Annotated in this window: 27 protein-coding genes and 1 pseudogene; 20 read left to right on the forward strand and 8 right to left on the reverse strand. The window is 50.0% G+C overall.

The genetic code is table 11. The annotated features are described in order from the left end of the window. Nucleotides 1–74: 74 nt before the first annotated feature. Nucleotides 75–985 (forward strand): annotated as a pseudogene (locus KNP79_RS13510) (IS30 family transposase). Nucleotides 986–1,116: 131 nt separating this feature from the next. Here the strand turns inward: KNP79_RS13510 and KNP79_RS13515 are convergent. The 5 genes from KNP79_RS13515 to KNP79_RS13535 all read right to left on the reverse strand — a co-directional run bounded on the left by KNP79_RS13515 (nt 1,117) and on the right by KNP79_RS13535 (nt 4,811). Further along, nucleotides 1,117–2,133, reverse strand: coding sequence for a tyrosine-type recombinase/integrase (locus tag KNP79_RS13515; RefSeq protein ID WP_215192796.1), 1,017 nt, complete (start codon nt 2,131–2,133; stop codon nt 1,117–1,119). Between the two features lie 243 nt (nt 2,134–2,376). Further along, entirely contained in the window at nt 2,377–3,249 is an 873-nt protein-coding gene (locus KNP79_RS13520) for a hypothetical protein (RefSeq protein ID WP_215192797.1), read from the reverse strand. 3 nt (nt 3,250–3,252) lie between these two features. After that, nucleotides 3,253–3,720 (reverse strand): hypothetical protein, encoded by a 468-nt coding sequence (locus KNP79_RS13525; protein ID WP_215192798.1) that lies wholly within the window; start codon nt 3,718–3,720, stop codon nt 3,253–3,255. Then, nucleotides 3,717–4,214 (reverse strand): hypothetical protein, encoded by a 498-nt coding sequence (locus KNP79_RS13530; RefSeq protein ID WP_215192799.1) that lies wholly within the window; start codon nt 4,212–4,214, stop codon nt 3,717–3,719. The genes KNP79_RS13525 and KNP79_RS13530 overlap by 4 nt, the downstream gene beginning before the upstream one ends. A gap of 375 nt (nt 4,215–4,589) precedes the next feature. Next, nucleotides 4,590–4,811, reverse strand: a complete 222-nt coding sequence (locus KNP79_RS13535; RefSeq protein ID WP_215192800.1) for a helix-turn-helix domain-containing protein — start codon at nt 4,809–4,811, stop codon at nt 4,590–4,592. 331 nt (nt 4,812–5,142) lie between these two features. On the opposite strand from KNP79_RS13535, the gene KNP79_RS13540 reads away from it, so the two are divergent. The 19 genes from KNP79_RS13540 to KNP79_RS13630 all read left to right on the forward strand — a co-directional run bounded on the left by KNP79_RS13540 (nt 5,143) and on the right by KNP79_RS13630 (nt 21,798). Beyond that, on the forward strand, nt 5,143–5,631 hold the full coding sequence (locus KNP79_RS13540; RefSeq protein WP_215192801.1) for a helix-turn-helix domain-containing protein: 489 nt from the start codon (nt 5,143–5,145) through the stop codon (nt 5,629–5,631). 295 nt (nt 5,632–5,926) lie between these two features. Then, nucleotides 5,927–6,112, forward strand: a complete 186-nt coding sequence (locus KNP79_RS13545) for a hypothetical protein (RefSeq protein WP_215192802.1) — start codon at nt 5,927–5,929, stop codon at nt 6,110–6,112. A gap of 12 nt (nt 6,113–6,124) precedes the next feature. Then, the gene (locus KNP79_RS13550; RefSeq protein ID WP_012390467.1) at nt 6,125–6,349 is read left to right on the forward strand and encodes a hypothetical protein; all 225 of its coding nucleotides are present in this window, start codon (nt 6,125–6,127) and stop codon (nt 6,347–6,349) included. A gap of 66 nt (nt 6,350–6,415) precedes the next feature. Beyond that, nucleotides 6,416–7,516, forward strand: a complete 1,101-nt coding sequence (locus KNP79_RS13555) for a hypothetical protein (RefSeq protein WP_215192803.1) — start codon at nt 6,416–6,418, stop codon at nt 7,514–7,516. Nucleotides 7,517–7,602: 86 nt separating this feature from the next. Further along, the gene (locus KNP79_RS13560; RefSeq protein ID WP_215192804.1) at nt 7,603–9,894 is read left to right on the forward strand and encodes a VirD4-like conjugal transfer protein, CD1115 family; all 2,292 of its coding nucleotides are present in this window, start codon (nt 7,603–7,605) and stop codon (nt 9,892–9,894) included. 16 nt (nt 9,895–9,910) lie between these two features. Beyond that, the gene (locus tag KNP79_RS13565; protein WP_024127790.1) at nt 9,911–10,153 is read left to right on the forward strand and encodes a hypothetical protein; all 243 of its coding nucleotides are present in this window, start codon (nt 9,911–9,913) and stop codon (nt 10,151–10,153) included. A gap of 16 nt (nt 10,154–10,169) precedes the next feature. Continuing rightward, a complete protein-coding gene (locus KNP79_RS13570; protein ID WP_024127789.1) occupies nt 10,170–10,577 on the forward strand; it encodes a hypothetical protein in 408 nt (135 codons plus the stop codon). A gap of 20 nt (nt 10,578–10,597) precedes the next feature. Next, on the forward strand, nt 10,598–12,562 hold the full coding sequence (locus KNP79_RS13575; RefSeq protein WP_371743436.1) for a pLS20_p028 family conjugation system transmembrane protein: 1,965 nt from the start codon (nt 10,598–10,600) through the stop codon (nt 12,560–12,562). 6 nt (nt 12,563–12,568) lie between these two features. Then, nucleotides 12,569–12,868, forward strand: a complete 300-nt coding sequence (locus tag KNP79_RS13580; RefSeq protein WP_214803701.1) for a DUF5592 family protein — start codon at nt 12,569–12,571, stop codon at nt 12,866–12,868. A gap of 1 nt (nt 12,869) precedes the next feature. Continuing rightward, complete coding sequence (locus KNP79_RS13585) at nt 12,870–13,490, forward strand: hypothetical protein (protein WP_214803698.1); 621 nt, start codon at nt 12,870–12,872, stop codon at nt 13,488–13,490. Between the two features lie 17 nt (nt 13,491–13,507). Then, nucleotides 13,508–15,460: a VirB4 family type IV secretion system protein gene (locus KNP79_RS13590; RefSeq protein WP_214803695.1), complete on the forward strand. Its 1,953-nt coding sequence runs from the start codon at nt 13,508–13,510 to the stop codon at nt 15,458–15,460. Further along, complete coding sequence (locus KNP79_RS13595; RefSeq protein ID WP_215192806.1) at nt 15,460–16,566, forward strand: lysozyme family protein; 1,107 nt, start codon at nt 15,460–15,462, stop codon at nt 16,564–16,566. The genes KNP79_RS13590 and KNP79_RS13595 overlap by 1 nt, the downstream gene beginning before the upstream one ends. 30 nt (nt 16,567–16,596) lie before the next feature. Beyond that, nucleotides 16,597–17,175 (forward strand): hypothetical protein, encoded by a 579-nt coding sequence (locus KNP79_RS13600; protein ID WP_215192807.1) that lies wholly within the window; start codon nt 16,597–16,599, stop codon nt 17,173–17,175. Further along, nucleotides 17,176–18,015, forward strand: coding sequence for a hypothetical protein (locus tag KNP79_RS13605; RefSeq protein WP_215192808.1), 840 nt, complete (start codon nt 17,176–17,178; stop codon nt 18,013–18,015). 191 nt (nt 18,016–18,206) lie between these two features. Next, a complete protein-coding gene (locus KNP79_RS13610; protein ID WP_215192809.1) occupies nt 18,207–18,458 on the forward strand; it encodes a hypothetical protein in 252 nt (83 codons plus the stop codon). Next, nucleotides 18,451–19,605 (forward strand): MobP2 family relaxase, encoded by a 1,155-nt coding sequence (gene mobP2 / locus KNP79_RS13615; RefSeq protein ID WP_215192810.1) that lies wholly within the window; start codon nt 18,451–18,453, stop codon nt 19,603–19,605. The genes KNP79_RS13610 and mobP2 overlap by 8 nt, the downstream gene beginning before the upstream one ends. 9 nt (nt 19,606–19,614) lie before the next feature. Next, nucleotides 19,615–20,064: a hypothetical protein gene (locus KNP79_RS13620; protein ID WP_215192811.1), complete on the forward strand. Its 450-nt coding sequence runs from the start codon at nt 19,615–19,617 to the stop codon at nt 20,062–20,064. A 5-nt stretch (nt 20,065–20,069) separates the two neighbouring features. Then, nucleotides 20,070–20,357, forward strand: a complete 288-nt coding sequence (locus tag KNP79_RS13625; protein ID WP_215192812.1) for a hypothetical protein — start codon at nt 20,070–20,072, stop codon at nt 20,355–20,357. 4 nt (nt 20,358–20,361) lie between these two features. Beyond that, nucleotides 20,362–21,798: an ImmA/IrrE family metallo-endopeptidase gene (locus KNP79_RS13630; protein ID WP_215192813.1), complete on the forward strand. Its 1,437-nt coding sequence runs from the start codon at nt 20,362–20,364 to the stop codon at nt 21,796–21,798. Between the two features lie 69 nt (nt 21,799–21,867). On the opposite strand, the gene mphN is transcribed toward KNP79_RS13630, so the two are convergent. From mphN to KNP79_RS13645, 3 genes are all read right to left on the reverse strand, one after another. Further along, entirely contained in the window at nt 21,868–22,758 is an 891-nt protein-coding gene (gene mphN / locus KNP79_RS13635; RefSeq protein WP_029596482.1) for a macrolide 2'-phosphotransferase MphN, read from the reverse strand. A gap of 538 nt (nt 22,759–23,296) precedes the next feature. Further along, nucleotides 23,297–23,521 (reverse strand): DUF3006 domain-containing protein, encoded by a 225-nt coding sequence (locus tag KNP79_RS13640; RefSeq protein WP_024127775.1) that lies wholly within the window; start codon nt 23,519–23,521, stop codon nt 23,297–23,299. Further along, complete coding sequence (locus tag KNP79_RS13645) at nt 23,518–24,360, reverse strand: ComEC/Rec2 family competence protein (protein WP_215192814.1); 843 nt, start codon at nt 24,358–24,360, stop codon at nt 23,518–23,520. The genes KNP79_RS13640 and KNP79_RS13645 overlap by 4 nt, the downstream gene beginning before the upstream one ends. Nucleotides 24,361–24,363: the final 3 nt, after the last annotated feature.

Genomic DNA, 24,363 nt, shown 5'->3' on the forward strand with positions numbered 1-24,363 from the left:
CGCACAAAAAGCCCATAGCGACGGCCTCGTGTAGAATGAAGTTACGACACAAACATTCAGACGGAGGAATCGCTATGAGCTACACCCATCTTACCACAGCTGAACGCGTGAAAATAGAGACCTATCTGGAGCTCGGGATGTCCATCCGGTCCATCGCGAGACGGCTCGGGCGACAGCCCTCGACCGTCTCGCGGGAGATCAGACGGAACCCCAACGCTACGAGAAGGCGAAGACCAACTGCGGTGCCAAGACGAAACTCGATGACACGATGCGCCGGACGATCGTCGAGAAGCTGCGTGCGACCTGGTCCCCGGAACAGATCGTCGGCCGCCTCTACGCAGGAAAAATTTCCTTCTCCACCATCTACCGTTGGATCTACGCGGGACGGATCGACGTGCCCCTGACCGTGCTCCGCCAGAAGGGGAAACGTCAAAAGCCGACCGAGACGCGCGGGCGCATCAACATCGGACTCCCCATCTCGCAACGACCGCCAGAGGTCAGGGGGCGCCGGACGTTCGGGCACTGGGAGCTCGACACCGTCGTCTCCGGACGAGGGAAGTCGAGGGCGTGCGTCGTGACGTTCATCGAGCGGAAGAGCCGGTTCTATCTCGCCCTGCCGATCGCGGACCGCACCGCGGCCTCGATGGAGGGGGCGATCCATGCGGTGCACGGCGCCTTCCCGGACGGCACGTTCGAGACGGTGACGACGGACCGTGGCAAGGAGTTCAGCGGTCACGAGCGCATCCAGGCGTCGCTCGGCGTGCCGATGTATTTCGCCGACCCGTACTCATCGTGGCAACGGGGGAGCAACGAGAACGCCAACGGGCTCCTCCGCGAGTTCTTCCCGAAAGGAACGGATTTCGCGCAGGTGGCGCATGACGAACTCGCGGACGCGCTGGCCAAGATCAACGGGCGGCCGAGAAAATTCCTGAACTGGAAAACCGCACACGAGGCCTTCACCGAGGAAGTGTTGCGCTTAATTTGACAAACCGTCATAAACAAACTGTACTGATGAAACTTTAGACAATTAATTTTTAATGCTGAATCCAGCAAAAGCAAACATGGTGAATGTTTTTGATAAGATTGAGCTAGGTTATCTTTTATTTTCTTTGGAGTTTACTCAAAGGGTAAATCCGAATTGGAAAGTTGATTTAGGGTCTGTAAATAATGGTTAGTTGTGCTGATTGATTCATGACCGACCAATTGCATGACCCCGATCAACGAACTTCCGTTCGCCAAGAGCTTTGTGATATAGGCCCGGCGGAACCAGTGGGGCGGGATCTTTTCTTCATTCGCGACATGGTCGACCGCCTGATGGGTCATCAAGCGAAGCGCTTCATATGTGATGGCCTTGTTGGCTTTTTTCGTGCTGAAGGCGATAAAAGGGGACGAGACCTCCTCAATCATCATCAATGTCTGCAGCCGATTTACGAGATGGGTCGCCTTCTCGGTAAGGGGGATTCGACGCCACTTGTCGCGTTTCCCTTTCACCTCGAGATAAGATGTACGCTGATTTCGCTTCACATCGGTGAACTTGATTGACAACAGTTCCGCCGCCCGCATACCTGTCGTCAACAACAAATACCCGATCGTCTCGTTCCGGAGCTCCATGAGCTCTTTTTTTTGTGCCCGCTTGACGGTATATCGGAATGACTCGGCGATCCGCTCGATCTCGTCGAAATCGATTTCACGCCGAAGCAACTCAGGGCGCTGCTGGTTCTTCACATGGAAGGCCAGATTATGTTGATGATACTGGTTGACGTGGAGGTAGGTCAGGAGACGCTTTAGCATGTGGTTCTTCCGCTGCGCCGTGCGTGGGGCATACTGTTCGTTCACCTCGAATAGGAAGCGATGGATGTCGAGAACGGTCAGGTCTTTTAACCCGTCTGTCTTCGTCATCACAAAATTAAGGATGAACTCGAGGTCCAGTTTATATGCTCTTCGTGTGTGCGGGCTCTTGTCCGCATAGATTGGGAACAATTCCGTCGCCCAGAACAATTCGATGATCTCGACATCATTCAAGGTCTCGAGATCAATATGGTCCTTCCTCAATGCTTCGGCCAGTTTCGGATTCGCCCCGGTCAGTTTTCGCAATGCTACCTCGAACGCCTGCTGCTTTCTCTCAATCTCCATGCTTCTACCTCTTTTCGCTCAATATTTTTAATAAAATTTCCGCGAACATTAAAATACGCGATTGAAATTCAGTATTACATATGTATCTTGCTTAAAATACGTTTGTAATTAGATTAATTAATTAGATGGATATGTATTACATTTATAGATTCAAATGCATCTAAATTATTATAACTTGTGATAATCCTATATTATCACAAGTTAATAAAGAATAGAAAACCGACTCAAAAATTGAATCGGTTTTTAGAAGTTGAAATTCTTTGTAGAAAATACTTTAATTGAACGATTAGCTTTACATAGATTACATTTGCATGACCGAGTACTTTTTTGTTTATGTTCATCTACAATGCTCTGAAAATGGATTCTATCTGTTTCGTAAGTTAAATACGCTAAAGAATTATTCATACTAGTCAAAATCGTTATTTTTTCACGGATTTTTTTTAAATATTTATACTGTTTAAATTTTTTGGTATTTTTTAAAATCTTAATTGAAGACTTACACTCAAGGATGTAACTTGAATTTTGAACTTTTTCATTTATCGTTTGATAAACAAAAAAGTCTGGCACATTAGGGTTATCATTATTTATATGAGGAACTAATAGCTTTTTTGGATTTGCAGTTTCATAGAACTTAGGTTCTTCTACAAAGTGTGTAGTACAAATTTTGAAGTCTATTAAAGTTAAAAATGTAGTTACCTCTGATTTAAAAGTCGCAACTAAGCGTTCAAGAAATAGTCCTCGAAATTGATGTCGTTCATTTATATTTTTGGGGTATGTCCTAACAACTAGTGAATCCTTTAGTAATTTAAAGACTTTATTAAATATTGATTGATATTGATTTAAAAACTCTTCTCTCTTGCCCGGTATTCGCCCGCTAATTTTATATGCCTTATATGAGTCTAGTTTAAAATTGTTTTCAAGCCGTTTTTGTGTTTCAATTAATCCTACTTCGCTATCGCATGGCTCTGGCAAAGCATTAAATATATTAATTAAAGGATTCAAAAATTTTTTATGGTCCAAAAGTTCTGTTAATAATTCATTGATCTGTATTTCTTTCAGAGAGCTTTTAATGATTTTTGGCTCAAAAAATAATTTATTATTATCAATGGATACCATTTCTTAGTTCTCCTGTTTTTCAAATGTTTCTGGAGGGTCAGGGAAATGTTTATCTTTAATGTAAAGTTTAAAAATTTCTCTGACCTGTTTCCAAATCAATAAACTTAACTCATGGTTATTGCGTAAAATGAAATTTTGAAATTCCACTAAGGATGTATTGATTTTATTATTATTCGAGAAAACAAGCAATCCAATAAATTGCGCCTCACAAAAAGGAGAGTATTCATCTGCTCCCCTTTCTTCAATAAAATATATTACTGTACGAGCCGGTAAAATTAAACTGTTCTTTCCCTTGTTGAAATCTTGCATATTAGATTCATCTAAAACTTGATCGACATCTGCGAATGAAAACTCAATAGCCAATTCAATATGTTGCGTATCTTCATTCGGTTCTAAATGAAAATTATAGGCAGCATCGGTAAGTTCATATTTTACATTTTCGAGTATTAAATTATCAGCATTATTATTCATTTGATTACCTTCTCAGAGTCCATATTTAACTTCTGTACATATTTTTTAGTTCTAGAATAATCACTCTCTGTATATAACTTATACGCATAAAGCTTTCGCTCATCAATGAGGGTCATTAATTCATTCGAAACTTCTGATAGACGTGTAACATCGACAACACCAGCTTCTGATGTGGAAACTGGCTCATCTTTCATATATTTTAATCTGTCTACTAATATTTCTAAATCGATAGCATGATCACTTTTTATAGTTTTTTCGTTAAGGTTAGATAGAATGAAAATGTTTTTGTTATCCTGTGCAGCAGGTGAAGCTACTCTTATATAATTTTTATATAGATGTATAAATTTATCATCATTTTCAGTTTTTTTATTTAATTGCTTAGTTTTAATGAATAAAGAAATTAAATTATCTTCAACTTCTTTAAAATAATGTGAGAGTTCGATCCCTATATCATTTTGACGAAAAGCAACATTAGGCTTAATAAATAAACTCATTAGTTTTTCTACCCTCCTATATTTTGTTTTTATAATCTTAAATTTCGTTTATTATGTAATTTCCCCAGACTTAGTATTTAAAAACTTATGTCAATAGTTAATCATAGTGCATATTAAAAATTAAAACTAGTTTAATCTGTTGATTCGTATTATTTATCCATAATTATTTAGTACATTTAAACTTTTTCTCTGATACTTAATTAGTATTCTCCCAATTACTTCATAGTACCTTTGTTTCAAAAATTATTAGAGGTTTATTAATAGTTTGATAAAAGTTATTTAACAATTTTTGAGATTGAAATTTAAAATAATGTTAAGTATAGAACTTTTGCTGTTCTAAGATTTTGACTAATAATAGATATATTTTTTATTAAGTTAATTAAATTTTTTGTCATTAAAAAAGTCATTCAATGAGATTTGTAGACCATCACAAAATTTTTGAATCGTACTCACTTTTGGATGTTTTGTCCGTCCATTCATTAATTCGGAAATCGTCGCCTGATTCAAACCGCCTTTTTGAATCACTTGATGGATCGTCATGTTTCGTTCCGCTGCGAGCTCCTTCATGCGCTCGATGATTGCCTCGTTCAATTCCACTTGCTCACCCCACGTTCAAAGTACTTGCTTCATCCTTATTCTTTGCGAACTCTTCTATCCCTTTACTCTAACATAATCTCTTGAATTCGAAACAATTGTCATTATTTTCTATGATCGAATCCTCAATTTATAGTTATCTATAAACAGGAATTATTGAGTTACTGATGTTCAAAACCCTTTGTCTCAAGCAGATTCGACAAAACGTGGCAAATTATAAAATTCTGACATATCAGAAAACTGATGACTAAATAGATTTTTCCTGTTATATTCTAAGCAACAAAAGGAAACATCTGTTTGGTCGCCGCTCTGGTTTACAGAAAGGGGAAGGCTTATGTATCGATTCGGGGAGTGGTTGAAGGAGAACCGCCGGCTCTCGGGCTGGTCACAGGTCGAACTATCGGAGAAGACATTCGGAGAGATTTCACAGCCCGCCATCAGCCAGTATGAACAGAACCGCTCGGTGCCATCGATCGCGGACATCGACCATCTGGCCCGCGCGTTCGGGCATACGCTCGCGACGGTCCCGTGGGACGCCATCGACTTCGGATACGGGGCGAAACGTTCCGTCACCAAGCTCGAGCGACGCCGGTTCGACCTGAAGGAACTGCCACAGGCCGACTCGGTCCGCACGTTCGACGGGAAGACGTACGAGTTACATGGCTTCATCGGCATCGAAAAAGGAAGCGGAGAGGCGGTAGAACTGACACAACTCTATTACCGGATCCGTACCGTCGTCAGCGATGCCCACGTGCTCGCCAAACGGAAGAACCCGAACGACGAGCTCGTCCACGTCAAGAAACGGAAAAACGTTCGACAATAACCGACACCGGCGCACCAGCACATCCTTAAGGATGGTCTCCTCCAATCACATACCGGCGTGTCCCTCATCAGTGACCGGGTGAGCGGGATCTACGCACAGATGGTTCGGCGAGAGTCGCCTAAAACTCGCCACAAGGTCACCGCATCGTTCCGGGTCATCGAAAAACCCTGTACAGCTCCTTCGATTCATGAGGAGCGGAGTTCGTGGGGGAACGGCTAGAAACCCACCACACCGAATCCGACTGTCCTTAATGATGTGCTGTTGCACATCACGAGATCAAGGGAAGGAAGTGTTTATGGTGGCATCAAAAGAACAGAAACAGAACCGTAGCTTCGCCGAGAAACTCTTACGCATCCGTGGGAAGGACTACGAGGAGTGGCTCGACGAACAGCATCAACAGGTTATCCAGGACAACCAGGAACTCATTTTGGAGGCGCTCGAGGCGAAGCTCAGCTTCAAGTCGCCGGCGCACCAGGACTAAGGAGGGAACGACATGGGACTCAATGAGACAGGGCTCAGCTTGCTTCAGTTCTTTCAGGGACTCGCTGTCATCGCCGCGGCCATCGCTTTCGCGATTGGGGGCTTCTACTTCATCTTCGGCGGGGATCGTGGTCGCTCGAAGGCCGTCGGCTGGCTCGTCGGGGGCGCCGTCGGTCTGATCATCGTCATGGGCGCGTTCACGCTCGCCGAGATGGTCGACCAGAACATCAAATTCTAATGCACACCTACGCAGCGTTCCAATCGGAAGGCTTTTTTTGTTGTTTGAAACGAGAGGAGGAACGAGATGCTGTTTGTACGATTCACCGACGTGCCGGACACACGGATCCAGAACTATGAACGGCTCACCTTCGCCGATGCGGTCATCTTGACCCATGAGCTGCACCAGGTACGTAGCGAGGAAGGGACGAGCTGCTCCGGTGACTTCCGGCTCTTCGACCAGAAAGATGAGTTGCTCTATCGGGGGACGTTCACATTCGGGTCCGAAGGCACCTATCCGAACCTGTACCATCAGGTCAAGGACCGGGTACAACGGATCCGGACGAAGAAAGAAGATAACGCGAAGAAACTATGGCTCCTCGACGAGATCGAGGCCGAGACACCGGACGATTACAAACGCCAGTCCGTCAAATCAAACCCGACCGTGTCGTCGACCTATCAGTCACGGCTGACCCGCCTGCAGCGCCGCCTCATCTATGGGGCGGCCACGGTTGGAGTTCTCTTCACATCGTTGTTCACTGCCGCACAATGGTTCATCGACAAGGAGGCGCACGCTGAACAGGTGACCGGCGTCGAACAGACGTGGTTGGATGCCTATGAACAGGCGCTCCAAGGTGAGGAATCCTCACTAATCGATTTACTAGAACGGAAAGACCGGTCAGAGGAAGAGGATGCCCTATTGATCGACCTCTATCTGGCGGAAGGAGAAGACCAGAAGGCGCTCGAGCTCACGGATGACCCCATCCTAATCGAGACGAAGTTAGCTGGGCTCAATCTATCCAATCAGAAGAAACTGGAACGGCTCCAGGAGTTCCAAGCGTCACATCCGACCGATGAGGGCACGTTCGATATCGCCGTACTGGAACGGGACCATGAGACCGTGGTCATGACGAAAGATGTAGAATGGACCGCGCCCCGCGTCTCGGCGAAAGTGACCGCCTATCTCTTTCTCAGGGACATCGAGTCCGCGAAGGAATGGGCGTCCAAGACGAACGACCCTGCCGTACAAGAAAAAATCGACAACTATCAAGATAGTACGGCCACGATCGACGGACTGAACGAAAAACTTAAGAAAACTTCTAGCAAGGACACTTCGGCCCGTGAGAAAATTCAAGCCGCTATCGCTGCAGAAGAAGTTAATCTAGAAACGATTCTTTATTCAGATTAAGGTAGGTGAAATAATTGAGAACTCCGTCTCTGTCACCACGATTCCCGATACGTCTGATCTTCCCCGCCCTGTTCTGCCTGTTGGTAGTGCCGGTCGGGATCTTTTATCTGCTGAACGGGGTCTACAACATCATTCGACAAATCATGACCCCGATCGTAAAAGATGGATTGTTGGCCGGGGCGACGATTCCGACGCTCTCCCCTTCCTTATTCTTAGAGGTGAGTCTTCCCTCTTCGACCGTCTTGATCGGGCTGATGGTGTTCAGTCTGTTCATCGGACTGGTCGTGTTCGGCAAGGTATGGCTGAACTTCCGGGATCTGCGAGAAAATCAGAAAGGGAGCGCCCGCTTCACCTCATTCGATGAATTGAAACAACAGTACCGTCGCGTCCCCGACCGGAAGAAACGGTATGACGGATTAGGCGGTGTCCCCGTCGGACGGGTCAAGAACGAGCTGTTCATCGATGACTCGCCCGTCAATAACCTCGTCATCGGGACGACCCGATCCGGCAAAGGCGAGACGTTCGTCTTCTCGACGATCGATCTGTACAGCCGGGCGAGTGATCAGGCGAGTCTGATCATCAACGACCCGAAAGGTGAGCTCTTCGCCGCCTCGAAGGAAACACTCGAGCAACGCGGCTATCAGGTCGAGGTGTTAAACCTGATGAACCCGCTCCAATCGATGTCATACAACCTGTTGCAACTGACGATCGACGCGTTTTTAGAAGAGAACTACTCGCTCGCCCAACAGTATGCGCGCTCGGTCGCGTTCATGTTGTACCATGACCCGAAGGCGCGGGACCCGTTCTGGGCCAACTCGTCGATCGACCTGTGTACGGCGCTCATCCTCGGGCTCTGTGAGGAGGCGAAAGACACGCCGGAGAAGATCAACATGTACAACGTGGCCCTCATGCTCTCGGACTTAGGATCGCGGACGGTCGTGACCCGACAAGGGCAGGAAATCTCCGCGCTCGACGAATTCTTTCAGCGATTCCCGGAGAACCACCCGGCCCGGCTCCAGTTCGCGACGCTCCACTTCTCTGGTGGTCAGACACGGGCGAGTATTTTAGCCAATACCAATGCGAAACTCGGGATCTTCACGTTGAACGGGACCGGAAAGCTGACGTCGATGAACTCGCTCGACATGCGACGCATCGGATTCAACCGTTGGATCAGCGGACGGGCGGAGCCACTAACACGACTCACGTTAAAATTCCCCGATGGGACGACCCATGCGCTCACGACGGACGACGATGGCAGCTTCATCGTATACCATACGTCACCACTCCAAATTGGGGACCTCGTTCAGATCTCAACCGACTCAAGCACTTCGACGATCCAGCTGGAAGCGCATGACGAGTTGAGTGGACGGTTCCGCTACTCCATCGACGGGACGATACAGATTCGTGAGGTGATGCACCAGCTCCGTCCCGTGGCGGTGTTCCTCATCGTCCCGGACTATGACCCGACGTTCAACGTCATCGCGTCGCTCTACATCAAACAGGTGTACACGGCGCTCGCCCGGGTCGCCTCGCAGACGAAACAAGGCAAATGTGAGCGCCAAGTCGTCTTCCTTCTTGATGAGTTCGGGAACATGCCTCCAATCGAGGGCATGGCCAACATCATCACGGTCTGTCTCGGCCGGAACATGCGCTTCAACCTCGTCATCCAGGCCTATTCCCAACTTGAGAACCTGTACGGGGAGGACTGGAAGACGATCGACGGCAACTGTGGGAACACACACTATCTGTTGACCGCGGACGAGTCGACCGCCGAACTGATCTCGAAGAAGCTCGGTGAGGCGACCATCGTCACGAAATCCCGGTCCGGGCAGACGTTCTCGCTCAAGAAATCGAAGACGGAGAACGTGGACGGCCGCCGGCTCATGACGGCGACCGAAGTCATGGGGTTAAAAGAAGGCGAGATGCTGATTATCCGTGTCATCAAGCGTCAGGACACGAAGAAACGACGTATCCAGTCGTATCCGATCTTCCTGAGCGGCAAGACGGCGATGAAGTACCGCTACGAATACCTGGCGGACGACTTCGACACGGACCGCTCCCTGCATGACATCGACATCCCTTGTCGTCACGCCGGTCTCGACTTCGAACAGATCCGTATCCGTTTCGCCCAGAAAGAAGACGAGACGGAAGCGAACACGCCATCGAATCAGGAAGAAAAGCCACTGACGGTACGGGACGTGCTGCAGGACAGCATCCTCCGCTCGATGTTCGAAGGACATGACATCGGTGGGATGCCCCTCCCTGAGTTCGAAACGAACCTGAACCTAGGAGTTTACGACGTCACCGACAGCCAGAAGAGCTTTTTGAGCACGATGATCGCGAAACGACTCGAGAAACTGAAGCAAGGCACACCGTAGAGAGGAGGCCGAATTCATGGCCGAGAGTGCGAGAGAGAAGCGAATCCAGAACGAATTGCGCGTCGTCGCGAGGATCATCGAGACGCAACGCGTCCGCCTCGAACGGGGCGACGTGCTCAATATCCAGACGACCGATGGCTTTCTGACCGTCTATCAGGACGACACCTCAGACACCCCAAAAACTGTTACACTAATAGATAAGTTCGACTTCCGCGTCAATTTAAAAATCGCGGATCTATTGAAGGGGAAAATCGTCTGACGGAGGGGTAAACGTTATGAGGAAAATCTTGATTGGTGTCCTACTCGGAAGTTCGTTACTTTTAGCATCGTGTGGTGCCGAAAGTTCGAATTATCTTTCTACGACTTCTGTCGAAGAAATTGCAGATATTAAAACTGAGCAAGAAAGTGCATACGTTCTTGTAGACAGCGACAGTCAAGGTAATGAAGGGGCTTACGTTGATACTGTGCGAGAAGTCGCCACGGAAAAAAAGAAAGACGTTCTCTTATTCAATCCGTTTCAGCCTAATGGGGAAGATCTTGAAGAACGTTCTACCCAAGAACATCCTGAACTTAAAGGTGGCAGATTGTATGAGATGATTGATGGTGAAATCAGTCGTGAATTAAATGTATCTGCTCTTACAGAAGATGAATTAAAGGATCAAGTTACTAACTTCATTAAATAGCCTCTGAATGGAGGGATTCTATGGGTGATAACGAAGTCGTAAATAAGCTACAAGAGTTCACTGATATCCTTAGTCTCAGTACACTGGTACTGGATGCCCTCCGCTCAATGGGTTGGATTTTAATACGTGGCTTAGCAGCATTGATTGATGGACTTGAAAAAGTGACTGACAGCATATTACTAACTAAAACATTTTTTAATAACTCTCAAGTGGTTGAATTCGTTTCTACGATTCAACCTTTTTTGTACGTTCTTTTAGCTGCTAGCTTCCTATTCACGGGTTACCTCATCATTTTTCAAAAGAAATTTGATCGGGAAGGATTTTTAATCAATCTGTTTATCACGTTGCTCATTCTCGGACTATTATCTCCAACGATGACGCAAGTAAGTGAATTCAGTGATACCGCGATTGATTTCACAACTCAAAACTCTGGCGAAAACTCTTCCGGTGAATCGATATCAAATCAGATTTTACGAGAAAACATTCATGATTTGATTGAATATGACCGAAACGATTTTTCCGGTTTGGAAGGTGAGGCTTTGAACTCTCTGCCTCAAAGTCATTTACGAAATATCGATATCAACGAGGTATTCGATAGTAATGAATTTCGCTTGGGAAGTACTGGCGAACAAATCTCTCAGTCCAAACTAACCTGGAATGGTGAAACGATGGGAACCTCGAAACTCGACCAAGGTGGCGTCGAATGGAACAACCAATATTACTACCGCTATCAGCCGAACTGGTTGACCATCTTCGTGACACTCGGAATCATGGGCTTCACGCTGTTCTCGATCGCTTATAAACTGGCGCGCCTCTCGTTCGAGCTCGCCTTTAACTATGTTTTGGCGATTCTCGTCGCACCTGCCGACCTGCACAGTGGTCAAAAGACGAAGAAGGTCATCCAGAGCATTTTGAACACGTTCCTCGTGATCATCCTGATCTTCGTCTCCATCAAGCTGTACACGATCGGGACCGCCTATCTCGCGGAGACGTTGGACGGGTTCGCCTATCTGATCGCCCTCATCGCCTTCTCGGTCGCGTTGATTGATGGGCCGAACATGGTCGAGCGGCTGTTCGGGATCGATGCCGGGCTCAAACGGGGCTGGGGTGTCGCGCTCGGCGCCTATGCCACCGGGAAAGGTGTGACCTCGGCCGGTGCCCATGCGGTCTCAAAGGTCGCGCGTGCCGCGCAGGGCGCACCGAAGATGCCATCGCTCCATGAGGCCGCGACGACCCGGATGGATCCAACCGCCGTGCCCAAGAACGGTTCACCGCTTAGTGTGGCGGCCCAAGCTCCACAGCGGACGGACGCCGATAGACAAACCGATCCAGATGGTGTTGCTCAGACGAATCAAACCGCAAGTCGTACTCAACCTGATCAAGACAAACGGACAAGTCCGCAAGACGTTGCGCAATCAATCAGTGGTCAAGAAACCGAGCTTGAAGTGCACGGTTCCCAACACGTGAACGAAGCGTCGGGTCACATGTCTCCTGAATCGATTCATGCGACGAATCCAGAATCGAATATCGAACGTGGACCCGACCATCCAACCACGTCATCGGAGACACCAAGACCGGAACCGATTCGCGATTATTCGAGCTCTGGTCATTCTCCAGTCCCTGCTTCATCGACTCTCGAACCGGTCACCGGGTCCACCGATACTACATCCGGACCAGGCCATCGTCACAATGAATCAGTAGACAGAAATGACGTGACGACACCGACATCTCATGAGGTACCACCTTCAGGCGACTCATCCTCGTCTTCGTCCTCTACGATGGATTCGAATGATGCGTCAACAGAGAAACGCCAAGGCCGCGCCCGACGGACCATCCATCAGGACACCGTGCTCGACGTCGAGACCGAGGTCATCGAACAGGTGCGTGAGAATCAGACGCATCGTCATAGCCAGCACCAGGAAGAGACGCGACGGATCTACCCTACCTCGCCACCGCGTCCTGACAATATTGAGAAGAAGGAGTGATGACCCATGCGTAAATACCGGATCCCGAACGAAGTCACGACCGAACTGAAGATCAATAAGATGCTCTATCTGCATGACTTCCTGTTCCTTGTCGGGCTCATCGTGCTCCGGCTCGTGACGCTCCCGTTCATCCCGTCCGTGCTGCACATCCCGTTCACGGTCTTCCTCGTCGTCTTCGGGCTGTTCATGGTGCTCCGGCCGGCGACTAATCCGCAAAAACGGATGGTCCACGCGCTCTACTACGCGCTCATCAAACGCAAAGACACCTATCTCGCGCTCGATGCGCAGGCGAAAGGACGTGATTGAGATGGCTCTCATTGAAGACACACTAAGGGAACCGAGACGCACAGGCACCTGGCTCGACGAACAGGACGTAGTCGAGAAACGGAAAGTCAAAGACAGGGTCGTCGTCAAATCGACGGTCGCCGAACTGATACCGGTCGTCGACATCACTGGGACCGAGGCGTTCGAGATGCGCGACGGGACCTATCTCGACATGATCCAGCTCACCTCAAAGGACATCTACTCCTTGAATGAGGAGGAAAAAGACCATGACGTGTTCTCGCTCGCCTATCTTCTGCAAGCGTACACGAACCCGCTCAAGGTCGTGCCACTGAACACACCGCTCAGTCTCGAGCGGCAGAAGCTCAGCATCGAACGACAGATTCGACAAAATCAGACTCCGGCCTACCTGCCCTTTTTACTCAAAAAGAAGCAGGAGCTCGAATACCTCGAGGAGCATCGCACCAATCGCGATTATCTCCTCTTTTTTTATGCCGACGACGAGCGGACGCTACGTGAGCGGAAGACGCACCTCTATAAACTGCTTCGCCGCTCGAACCCGATGCGCGAGCTGACGCTCGACCAGAAAATCCATGTGCTCTATCAATTGAACAACCCGAACACGAAACCGCAACTCGACGCCTGAAGAAAGGAGTGACGCGCATGTGGCAACGCCTACGTGCCAAGTTATCCAAACAACAGGACCCGGAGACCGTCAAGATTGAGAAAGGCTATAACCCTGACGTCATCGCCAAGATTCAGCCACAAGGTGGCATCCGGTTTGAGGCCAACTTCGTCCGGCTCGGTGACGGCTATCTGTCGTGCCTCCATGTCTATAAATATCAGTCGCTTGTCTATGACTACTGGCTCGAACCGATCCTGAACATGCCGGGCGTTTTGACGACGCTCGACATCGGGACGGCCGACAAGCGCGAGATCATCCAGACCATCAACAAGTCGATGGCCGAACAGAACACACGCTTCGAGAACGCGAAGGACAACATCGACCGCATCGACGCCCGGGAGACGTACAAGGAACTGAACGAGCTTTACGAACAAATCACCCAGGGCGAGACGATGAAATATCTGCATCTGCGCCTCTATGTGAAGGCGAAAACGCTCGATGCACTCGAGGTAAAAGTGCAGGAAGTGATGGAGGAACTCGAGGCCCGGAATTTCCGCTCGACAATCTTCCTGAACGAACAGGAGTGGGAATGGCAGAGCCTGTTCACGAGCTATGATCAGCAACAAAAGCTCCCGAACCGGCGCCGTGGGAAAGAGATCCCGTCCCTCTCCATCGCCGGCGGCTATCCGTTCCACTTCACGTCGCTCCAGGACGCGACCGGCACGTATTACGGGACGACCGACACGAACGGTAGCGTCATCTTCGACCTGTTCCATAAGGACAAACAGCGCAAGTTCTATAACGCGCTCATGATCGGCAAGATGGGGTCCGGCAAGTCGACGCTCCTCAAGAAGACCGTGCTCGATCAGGCGATCAAGGGCAATAAGATCCGCATCCTCGACGTCACCGGCGAGTTCTCGGACCTCGTACGCCAGCTCGGCGGGAAAGAAATCGCGCTCGACGGGTCGGCCGGGCTCATCAACCCGCTCCATGTCTATAAGACGGTGACGAATAACGATGGCAGCGCCAACGAGGCGCTCTCGTTCATGCAGCATCTCTCGAAGATGGCCGTGTTCTATCACTACATCAACCCGGCGGCGACGCAGGAAGAGACGAACGAGTTCGAGATCCTGCTCCGGGATTTGTACGTCCGGCACGGGCTCTGGGACGAACAGGGTGAACTGCCGATCACGACGCATCCGGCGAATCGATACCCGACGTTCTCCGATTTCTTACATCTCGTGCGTCGTGAGCTCTACACGGACGACACGCGCACGTCGATCAAGGAAGCAATCAGCCCGAATCGGGTGCGGCGTCTCGAGAACATCGAGCTCGCCGTCACGAACCTCGTCCATAACTACGGCAACATCTTCGACGGCCACTCCTCGATCGACCGGTTCGACGAGGAGCTCATCGTCTCGTTCCCGCTCCGGAACCTGACAAGCCTGCGCGACGAGGTATTCCAGGCGCAGGTGTTCTCACTCATGAACATGCTGTGGGACGGGATGATTGCCAACGGCTCGAGTCAACTGAAAGCCTATAACCAGGGTGTGCTCCGGACCGAGGAGGCATGCAAGTACCTCATCGTCATCGACGAGGCGCACCACTTGATCAACACGCGCGACATCGCCCAACCGGCCATCCTGTATCTGCAACGCTGTATGCGCGAGGCGCGCAAGTATTTCGGTGGTATCTTCTTCGTGTCGCATCTGATCACCGACTTCGTGCCGGCCGGGTCGAAGTCCGAGAACGCGGAGAACGTCAAGTCTCTCTTCCAGTTGACGCAGTACAAGATCATCGGCGAACAGGACGCGGAGAGCATCCCGATCATCCAGACGGTGTTCGACGGGCAGCTCTCGAACTCCGAGATGCGGATCATCCCCTCGCTCGAGACGGGGCGTGTCGTCCTCAGCATCTCGGGCGTGCAGAACCTCATCTTTGACGTCGACGTCGCGCCCGAGGAGCTCGCCCTGTTCGGTGGAGGTGCCTGATGTGGGCGGCCGCGAAACGGACGGCCCGCTTCGCCGTCACAGCGAAATGGCAGCTCGTGACGCTCAAGTGGCGGCTCATCCTGCTCGGCATCGCGGCACTCGTGTTGTTCCTGGTCATCCTCGTCGTCGGAATCCTCGACACGCTCACGGGTGTCCAGAATGAACAACCGACCGACGTCACGTTCGACACAACAGGCGGTCTCCAGGTGAGCGACCAGGTGCTCCAATATCGAGGCTTGGTCGAGTCGGAACTGACGAAGCACGGACTGGCCGAACAGACGAACCTCGTGCTCGCGCTCATGATGCAGGAGAGCGGCGGGCGTGGGAACGACCCGATGCAGGCGAGCGAATCGAAGTGTGGACGGATTGGGTGCATCACCTCCCCTGAGGAGAGCATCGTCTACGGCATCGAACATTTCGCCTCCGTCTTCGAACGGGCGAACCGCGACGTGCAACTCACGTTACAGAGCTACAACTTCGGCGGCGGCTTTATCGATTATGTCCAGGAGAACGGCGGACGATACTCGAAAGAGCTCGCCATCTCGTTCTCGCAGATGATGTACCAGCGCGTGAAACACACCGGTATCTATCGTTGTCATCGTCCGAGCGCGGTCCAGTACGGCGCCTGTTACGGGGATATCGAGTATGTCGAAGCGGTGCTGAAATACCTCGCGCCGGTCGCCGTCGCCGACGGGGTCATCACGAAAGAACTGTTGTCGGAGTTACGTTCCCCGCTCGCCATCCCGCTCAACGTGACATCGCGTTTCGGGTGGCGCGTCGTCTTCGGACAACGGGACAACCACACCGGTATCGACTTCAGTTGCACCCCGTCCGACACGATCCACGCGGTCAAGAGCGGCACCGTCATCTATAGCGGGAACCGCGGACCGTACGGCAATCTCGTCCAAGTCCGACACGACAACTACATCACGGCGTACGCGCACCTGAGTCGTCTCGGCGTCCAGACCGGGCAACAGATCGACGCTGGGCAGGCGCTCGGGTACTGCGGCACGACAGGCCGATCGAGCGGGAACCATCTGCATTTCGAGATCAAGACGAGCGAATGGTCCGGTCATATCGACCCCGCCCCGGTCTTCGGATTTTGAGTCATGGATGTATGGAAAGGAGGAGGAAGAATGAACTTCACCGCACGTCACCTCGCGTATCTGTTCGGGGTACTGCTTCTTATTTCACTCGCGGCGAACGCCTTTTTCTATCAACAAGCGACGGCTGTCACGGGTACTTCAGACCCTAGTGAGACGAAAAATGAGAGCGTCACTTCCCTTGAATCGGCAACCTCCGAGGATACGTCAGCGGACACCGAACAAGTCGTCGCTTCAAAGGAGACGGAACGAATGGAGGAGCTGACGACACGCGCGACGCGCTTCGTCGAGTACGCCTTCACAATCACGAAGGACAGTTACACGACCCAGAAACGACAGTCGAAGGACGTCATGTCGGAGGAACTCGCGGCCACACTCTTCGCCGCTGATGGGAGCGACGTCGGCACGTTCGAGACGACCGTCCGCGACATCGAGGTGTTCCCTTCTCTCTCCGGAGAAGATTGCCTCGTACGGTTCGAACAGGAGCTGTGGATCACCGAGACGGGTTATGAAGAGACGACGCAAGAACTGTTGGCCCTGACGTTCGAGTCCATCGAAGGACGTTTGGTCGTCACCGAAATGGAAGACCTGACACCTGAAGGAGGAATCTAGATGCGACGACAAACACGACGGCGTCTCACCCAGAACGTCTCCCGGTTCTACCTCGTACTCGGCGTATTCTTTGTCGTCGGCTTCCTCTTTTTCGGTACCTCGTCGTTCTTCTTCGCCGAGGAGGCACCGGTCAATGAGACGCCGATCAACGAGGCAATCCGTCTCTCGAACGGAGAGACCGTGACGCTCCACGCGTCCAGTTACGATACGGAGGCCAAGACAATACGCATCCGACTCTCGCTCGATGAAGCACCAGGTAACACGAACGATCATCTCTTCCGCTATGTCTATAAGGCACGTCCGGATTCCGAGAAAGAAGTCATGGTGCTGTACGAACGGAACGACCAATACGTGCTCGAATTGAAGGACGTGCCGAGAGACTTCGACCAGCTCGCCGTCCGAATCTATGGGGTAGACGAGTCACAATCAATCGATGCACTCACATCCGAGGAACATGAGAACAGTCTTTTGACGTCCCTCTATGCCGACCGCCGGACCATCGAACAGGCGAACCACAGTTCATCTGATGAGACAACTTTCACGAGACTATTCGTCGAGGACGAGCTCGCGGAGACCGAACGGCATTTGGAAACAGCACAGCAGTTAGTCGTAGCACAACGGCAACAAATCGAGCGACTCGACCGTGACAAAGAGGAACTCGAAGAAGAACTTCCCTACCTCTCGCTCGACGAACAGGTCGAACAAGAGAACGAGATTTTCGACCTCGGCCGGAAGCGTGACGAGCTCACACTAGAACTTGAAAAGCTCGAACAGTCGGTCCAGGCACTCGAAGAAAAGCATGAAAAACTACGCGTACGGCTCCGAGAACTGTCGATTTAAGTGGCACATTTCGTGCCAAATCGCTGGTTTTACTGGCACATTTCGTGCCGTTTTCGGACTTTTGATGATATCACGGAAACCCCAGGCTCTGCCTGGGCTATCACGACAAGTGATAGCAGTTTCCCCTTATGCTCTTTGAACGAACTTTTCGAACGTTGGCAATATACACTCTCTAGAAAGGTGGTCAGCAGATGGATCTGTTACTCCGCGACATCGACCCTGTCATCGTGAAGCAGATCGATGAGTGGGCGAAGGAAAACAACCGCTCTCGGCAACAATATTTGAAAGAACTGCTCGCCTCTTGGTGCGCGAACGGCATCCAATCGACGCAGGTCGAACGGCTCGAACGACAGCTCGAGGCGAACACGCTCCATTTGAAACGGAGTGCGGACGAGCTCGCCGAAGTGACTCGCTTGTTGAACGAGGTGATGCAGGATGCGTGAGACGCCGGGCGTCGTCATCAAGTCGAAGTTCAAGGTTCCGGGCACGAAAAAGAAATCGCGCCGCTACACGACGTACCTCGACTACATCAATCGTCCGGACGCAAAAGACAGCAGCGAACAGTTCGAGACGTATCACGATTATATGGAAGACGAGACGAAGTCGAGCGGTCTGTTTACACGCGAGGACGACCGGTTGAACGACGAAAAGCGTCGCGTCGTCCGCGACATCTTCAAGCACGCGCAAGAGAACGGGAGCATCCTCTGGCAGGACGTCATCTCGTTCGACAACGCCTGGCTACGCGAGACCGGTGTGCTCCACGACGACCTCGTCGACGAGAAACGATTGATCCAGGCGACGCGGAACGCGGTCGAGGCGATGCTCCAAAAAGAGAAGATGGTCCATGCCTACTGGACCGGTGCCGTGCATTACAACACCGACAATATCCACGTGCATGTCGCCATCGTCGAGACGAGTCACATGCGCGAGCGCGGCAAACGCAAACCGAAATCGATCGAGCTGATGAAGTCGAAGGTCATCCATTCCCTCGCCGACCGGACGAAAGAACAGGAGAAACTGAACGCATTCATCCGCGACGAGTTGATCGCCCATAAACGGAACCGGAAGATTCAAACGCTCCCGAACCGTGTCCTGCATCCGGAGCTCGTCCGTCAGTTCAAGGACATCTATGAACGGTTGCCGGAAGACAAACGACAGTGGCGCTACAACATGAACGGGATGCAGCCGCTCCGTGAGTCACTCGACCGTCTGACCGACCGCTATATCGACATTCATTTCAAATCAGAGTTTCAAGCATTCAATGAGCGCCTCGAACAGGAGGTGTCGTTCCATCGTCGGAGCTACGGCGACACGGAGAAGGCCGAGCGTTATAGGACGACGAAACGACAGGACCTCTACACGCGGATGGGGAATGCCATCCTCTCCGAGATGCGCGATTTGTCAAAAGAACAGGTGATATTGGAGAAAAAAGGAGCCCCAAAACATCCGGTCAGACGTGCGTTCAACCAACAAAAGCTATTCAACGAATCACTCTACCGGATCGAGCGGCACATGAACGACGAATTCGAACACCTGAAGAATCAACGGGCTTTCGAACAGCTGGAGCGGGACATCGAATATGGAAAGTGAGGGAGGACGATGGAAGAGTTGAGACAGATCCGTCTCCGTTTGAAGCCGGAGACGGTCGCGTATTTAGAGGAGTTCGCCGACGACAAACGCTTCGGCCATCTCGGTCAGGTCATCGACCATATCGCAGACGAGCATAAACATCTGGCCGACGAGAAGTGGGACATGCAGTTCCTCACCCGCTCGATCAGCACACAGGTTTCCCACCATATCGAGGACTTGGTGAACGAGCAGATATCGACGGAACTCGAACGGATACGACTCGCCGCGAACCGCTCTGACCGCCACGGACAGATCCTGACAGAGCTCCTGCAGGCACTCATGCAGACCGAGGGCATCGAGGACATCATGACGACGGACCAGTTCAAGCCGACGTTCCTCGCGACGGCGGAACGTGTCGTCCAGGAACGCATCGAGCATCAAAAACAGAAGAAGGACACATTAACTTTCGAGAGAGGATGAACCTTATGCGACCACTTGATTGTCCCTTCACGATGGGGCAACTGTTGACGCTTCAACCCGATACCGTCACGGTCCTCATCTATGGAAAACGGTACGACATACCGATATCCGTTTCCGAGCACCAACTTTTGACCGCCATCTCGCAAGACGAGATCGTCTTGCTTCCAGTCAATTTCGAGCGGACACGGCTGTTACTCGACATCCCGAAAACGTCGCCACACCTCGAGCGTGAACTGAACGATTTTGCGGATAGTGATGAATCTGTCACCGACTTGTTGAAGGAAGGAGTCTGACACGATGGCCAAGATGAAGACGAACGAAGAACGGAAGGCCGAGCTCGAGGTCTTGACCGAACAGATGGGAAAACAAATCGACAGCTACTTCGAGAGTCCAGAGAAAATCCGTGAACATCTGCAGTTCCTCGGCAAGTTCCATCAATACTCGATGCGGAACGCGATCTTGATCGAGTCCCAGTTCCCCGGCGCGGTCGCGGTCGGCTCTTATCCGTTCTGGGAGAAACAAGGCGCACAGGTCCAAAAAGGTGAGCGTGGCATCAAGGTGTTCGTCCCGAACCCAGTGACGTACGCCCTGCACAAAGATGAATGGGTACCGCTCAGCAAAGCACCGAAGCCAATCAAGGACGGCGTGAAACAAGGACGCATCCCGTCACGCAAGATGATGTACTTCAAGATCGGTCACGTGTTCGAGTACACGCAGACCGACGCGCGCGAAAAAGGGATCGAGGTCTCCGACATCTTCAAACGGTATCACCGGGACGGCGGGATCGAGAACGAACAAGACATCCGTGACGCCTTGATGACGCTCGCGGATGCCCGGAATGTGACGCTATTGGAGGAACCGCTCAATGAGATCGGGACGGCGAAGGGTTGTTACTACCCGGAGCTGCATGCGATCGCCTTGAACCCGCGGAACACATCGATTGAGGACGTCAATGTCCTGATCCACGAGCTCGCCCACGCGGAGCTACACAACCAAGAGCGGAACTATGAGCGGAACAAACCACTCACGGCACCCGAGAAGGAGTTCCAAGCCGAGATGGTCGCCTATGTCGTCTCACACCAGCTCGGGTTTCCGACGGACGACTTCTCGCTCTCTTATCTGGCCGGTTGGACGAAAGACAAGAAACTCCTCGACAAGGAAAAATTGTTGCAGGAGGTCCATCAGACATCCGCCACTTTCCTCGACCATATCGAGTCTCATCTCAAGAAGGTGAATACTTTGGAGCAAGAAAAGGAACAGAGTCCACTCGAGTATATCAACCAGATGAATCACCGCATGGGGTGGAAAAATACTGATCTCAATCTCTATGAACAGATGCATGCCGTACAAAATGTGTTCCCCGAGGAAGTAGAGCCCTATCTGAACGCAAAAGCGGCCCTCGAGACGAACCTGAAGGTGGATCGCGTCGATGAGCCGCTCATGTATATTCATGGTAGGGGTCTCGGGTTTCAGCAGTTCGGCATCGCCAATAATCATAACTTCAGTGAAGATCAGCTTGTGGCTTATACAATCGCATTACCGAATCAACCATTGGTCAGTGGTCACTTCGTCCCGGAAAGTGCCGTACATCCTTTACACCATCTTGAAAAAACCAATCGTTTGGAGAGACCGGTCCTGAAATCGCTTGAAAATCACTGGCATGACGTGTTGTTAGATGAAGAACAAAAGTCCCTTTCAAGAATTTCATTGTTTAACATCGAAAGACTCTGGTGACATTCGTGGGTATGATGATTTAAAAATTCATACCCTTTTCAATTTCAGAGCGCTGCCATTGCTTTTACCTCATACATTTTGTGTAAGCATATGAGCAGCTGTTTCACGCATATCTTGTAGGTCAGATATCTCTGCGAATTCAGCTACAGTTATTGCGCTGGTTGTTAACAACTCAATTATATGCTCATCCATTCTTGACCATGTTCTTCCGCCTGCATTGTCGTAAGCATCGAGTAACTTTGTCAAACCATCCTTACCAAACAGTAATAGATGTGATAGAAAATCCACAGATGTGTCCGCAATACTAATTTCTGTCCAATCTATCAAACCAGAGACCTCAAAATTCTTATTTATTAGTATGTGGCCAGGGTGTAAATCCCCGTGGCTTACACCTACATGCGATGGCCATAGCGAATCATTCGCCAACCATTCTTGCCAACGCTCCCATAGCTCTGAATTCACATGATACTTCTGTCTCACCTTCTCCATCCGTATCTTCATTGAACTGTTTAAATCTCTAGCATATAGAGTTTTGATACCGATTTCTTTGAAGTGTCGATGTGGTAATGTGTGTAGTTCTGCCAACACTTTACCTAATGACTGATAGTAAGATTGTGGTGTATTCTCTTTGTCAAAACTCCAGATGTAATCTTGTTGCTCTACATCAATTGTTGCAACCGGAACACCATCTAATTGCTTATACGCAATTAGTTCATCATCAAAAATTGACCAATTTGGAACTTGAAAACTCACATGTTCTTCCATAATTTCTAGTGCCCCCTTTTCTTTCAAGGCGCTCCTCATCGAATCTAATCTTCGAGGAATTCTTAGTATCCACTTGCTACCAAGCGTATCTTTTGCATAAGCAACTTGAAAATCAACACCCGATTCATTTACCACAATGCTATTCTCTAACACATCTAATCCTTTATTTTTTGCAAGCCGTTTAAATTCGTTCATGATTTGTTCCTCCAATTTTTATGTTGTGCGATAAGCAAGTGAAATGTATGCATTTTTAATACTTTTTCATTTCAATCTTTTCTAATTAGACTTAACTAAATGAAGTCATAAAAAAATCACAGACAAAATGGTGTCTGTGATCAAGAGTAAATGAGCTACAACCAAGAAGCGTCCATTATCAAAAATAAAAGGACACGACAAAAAGAGTTGTAAATCTGCTATGTTTGTAAGTGTGTGGTTTCTTCGTCAAAGATTGATAAAAATGTGCAGACTACTCCCATTTACTCTGTTTTATGAAAACAGAGCCTTTGAACATATTCAATTAGCCATTGTTCAAAGTGTGGTGGCGTAATCTCCCGGCGTGCATCATTCTTAACAATCCTCCTAGTGAATATTATGCTGTTGACTTTATATCAGTTTTTATTCAATGTCAATCGAGCTTTATATTTAGATAAAAATTATTTGCCGATTTGTCTTTATTAAAAAATACTGATTTGTAAGTTTTAAAAATACAATCATGAATAATTGATACTCGTTTTTAATCTTCCCAAAGCTCATCCATCAACTCATCGATATCACTCGATAATCGTTTGCGTTCCTTGGCGTCCACTTCAACTTTCCCATCTTCATAAAACCAAAGCACGTCACCAGGTTGAACCGTGTCTGGAAGTCGTGACTTTGGAATATCCTCCATCACTTCTCCGAATTCGACGACAGCCAAGTCCCCTTCAAATCGATCGATGATCCCTCTGCGTCGCTTCATCTTGATTTCTTTACGGCATAACTTGAACCGTTCCCTGTAATGATGATCGTGCCATTCTTATCTGTGCGAAGCGTGTTCGTTTTTTGACGCTTCAAGTTCGTCACCACTTCGGAAGTCGGATGGCCGTAGCTGTTCTTCCCGACACTGATGATAGCATGCTTCGGTTTGACCGTGTTCAGGAACGTGCTACTCGTCGACGTCTTGGCACCGTGATGGCCCACTTTCAAGACATCCGCCCGGAGCGTCTGCTTCTTCGCCATCATGTCCTTCTCAGAAACATGTTCCGCGTCCCCTGTGAACAAGAAGGTGTTCTTCTTGTACGTGACATGAAGGACTGCACTCCAATTGTTCAAGTCACTGTTCGAGTAGGCTTTGACCGGACCCACAAACTTCGCACTGACACCTTTGATCGGTAGTTTCACGCCGGCCTGTGCCGTTTTGATGGTCTTCCCTTCCCGTTTGACGGCTTGAAGGAAGTCTTTGTAGGCCTGGGTCGTGTGCTTCACTTTTGGCGCGTAGACGTTCTCGACACGATAGGCATCCAAGATTTCGTCCAATCCACCGATATGATCCGCATCCGGATGTGTCGAGATCAGTACCTCGATGTCGTCGACTTTTTGCTTTTTGAGGTAGGCGACGATCGCATCGCCCTTTCCTTTGTTCCCCCCGTCAATGATGACGTCCTCACCGCTCGGCATCTTGATATAGATGGCGTCTCCCTGCCCGACATCGATGTAATGGACTTTGATGCTCGCAGCGGCTGATGCTTCCCCGTATGGCGACACCAATAGCGCTCCACTAAATAGAACGGCACTCCCAATCTTGATCAATTTATTCATCTT

Source organism: Exiguobacterium sp. s7 (assembly GCF_018618195.1).
In the GTDB taxonomy this organism is placed as follows: domain Bacteria; phylum Bacillota; class Bacilli; order Exiguobacteriales; family Exiguobacteriaceae; genus Exiguobacterium; species Exiguobacterium mexicanum_A.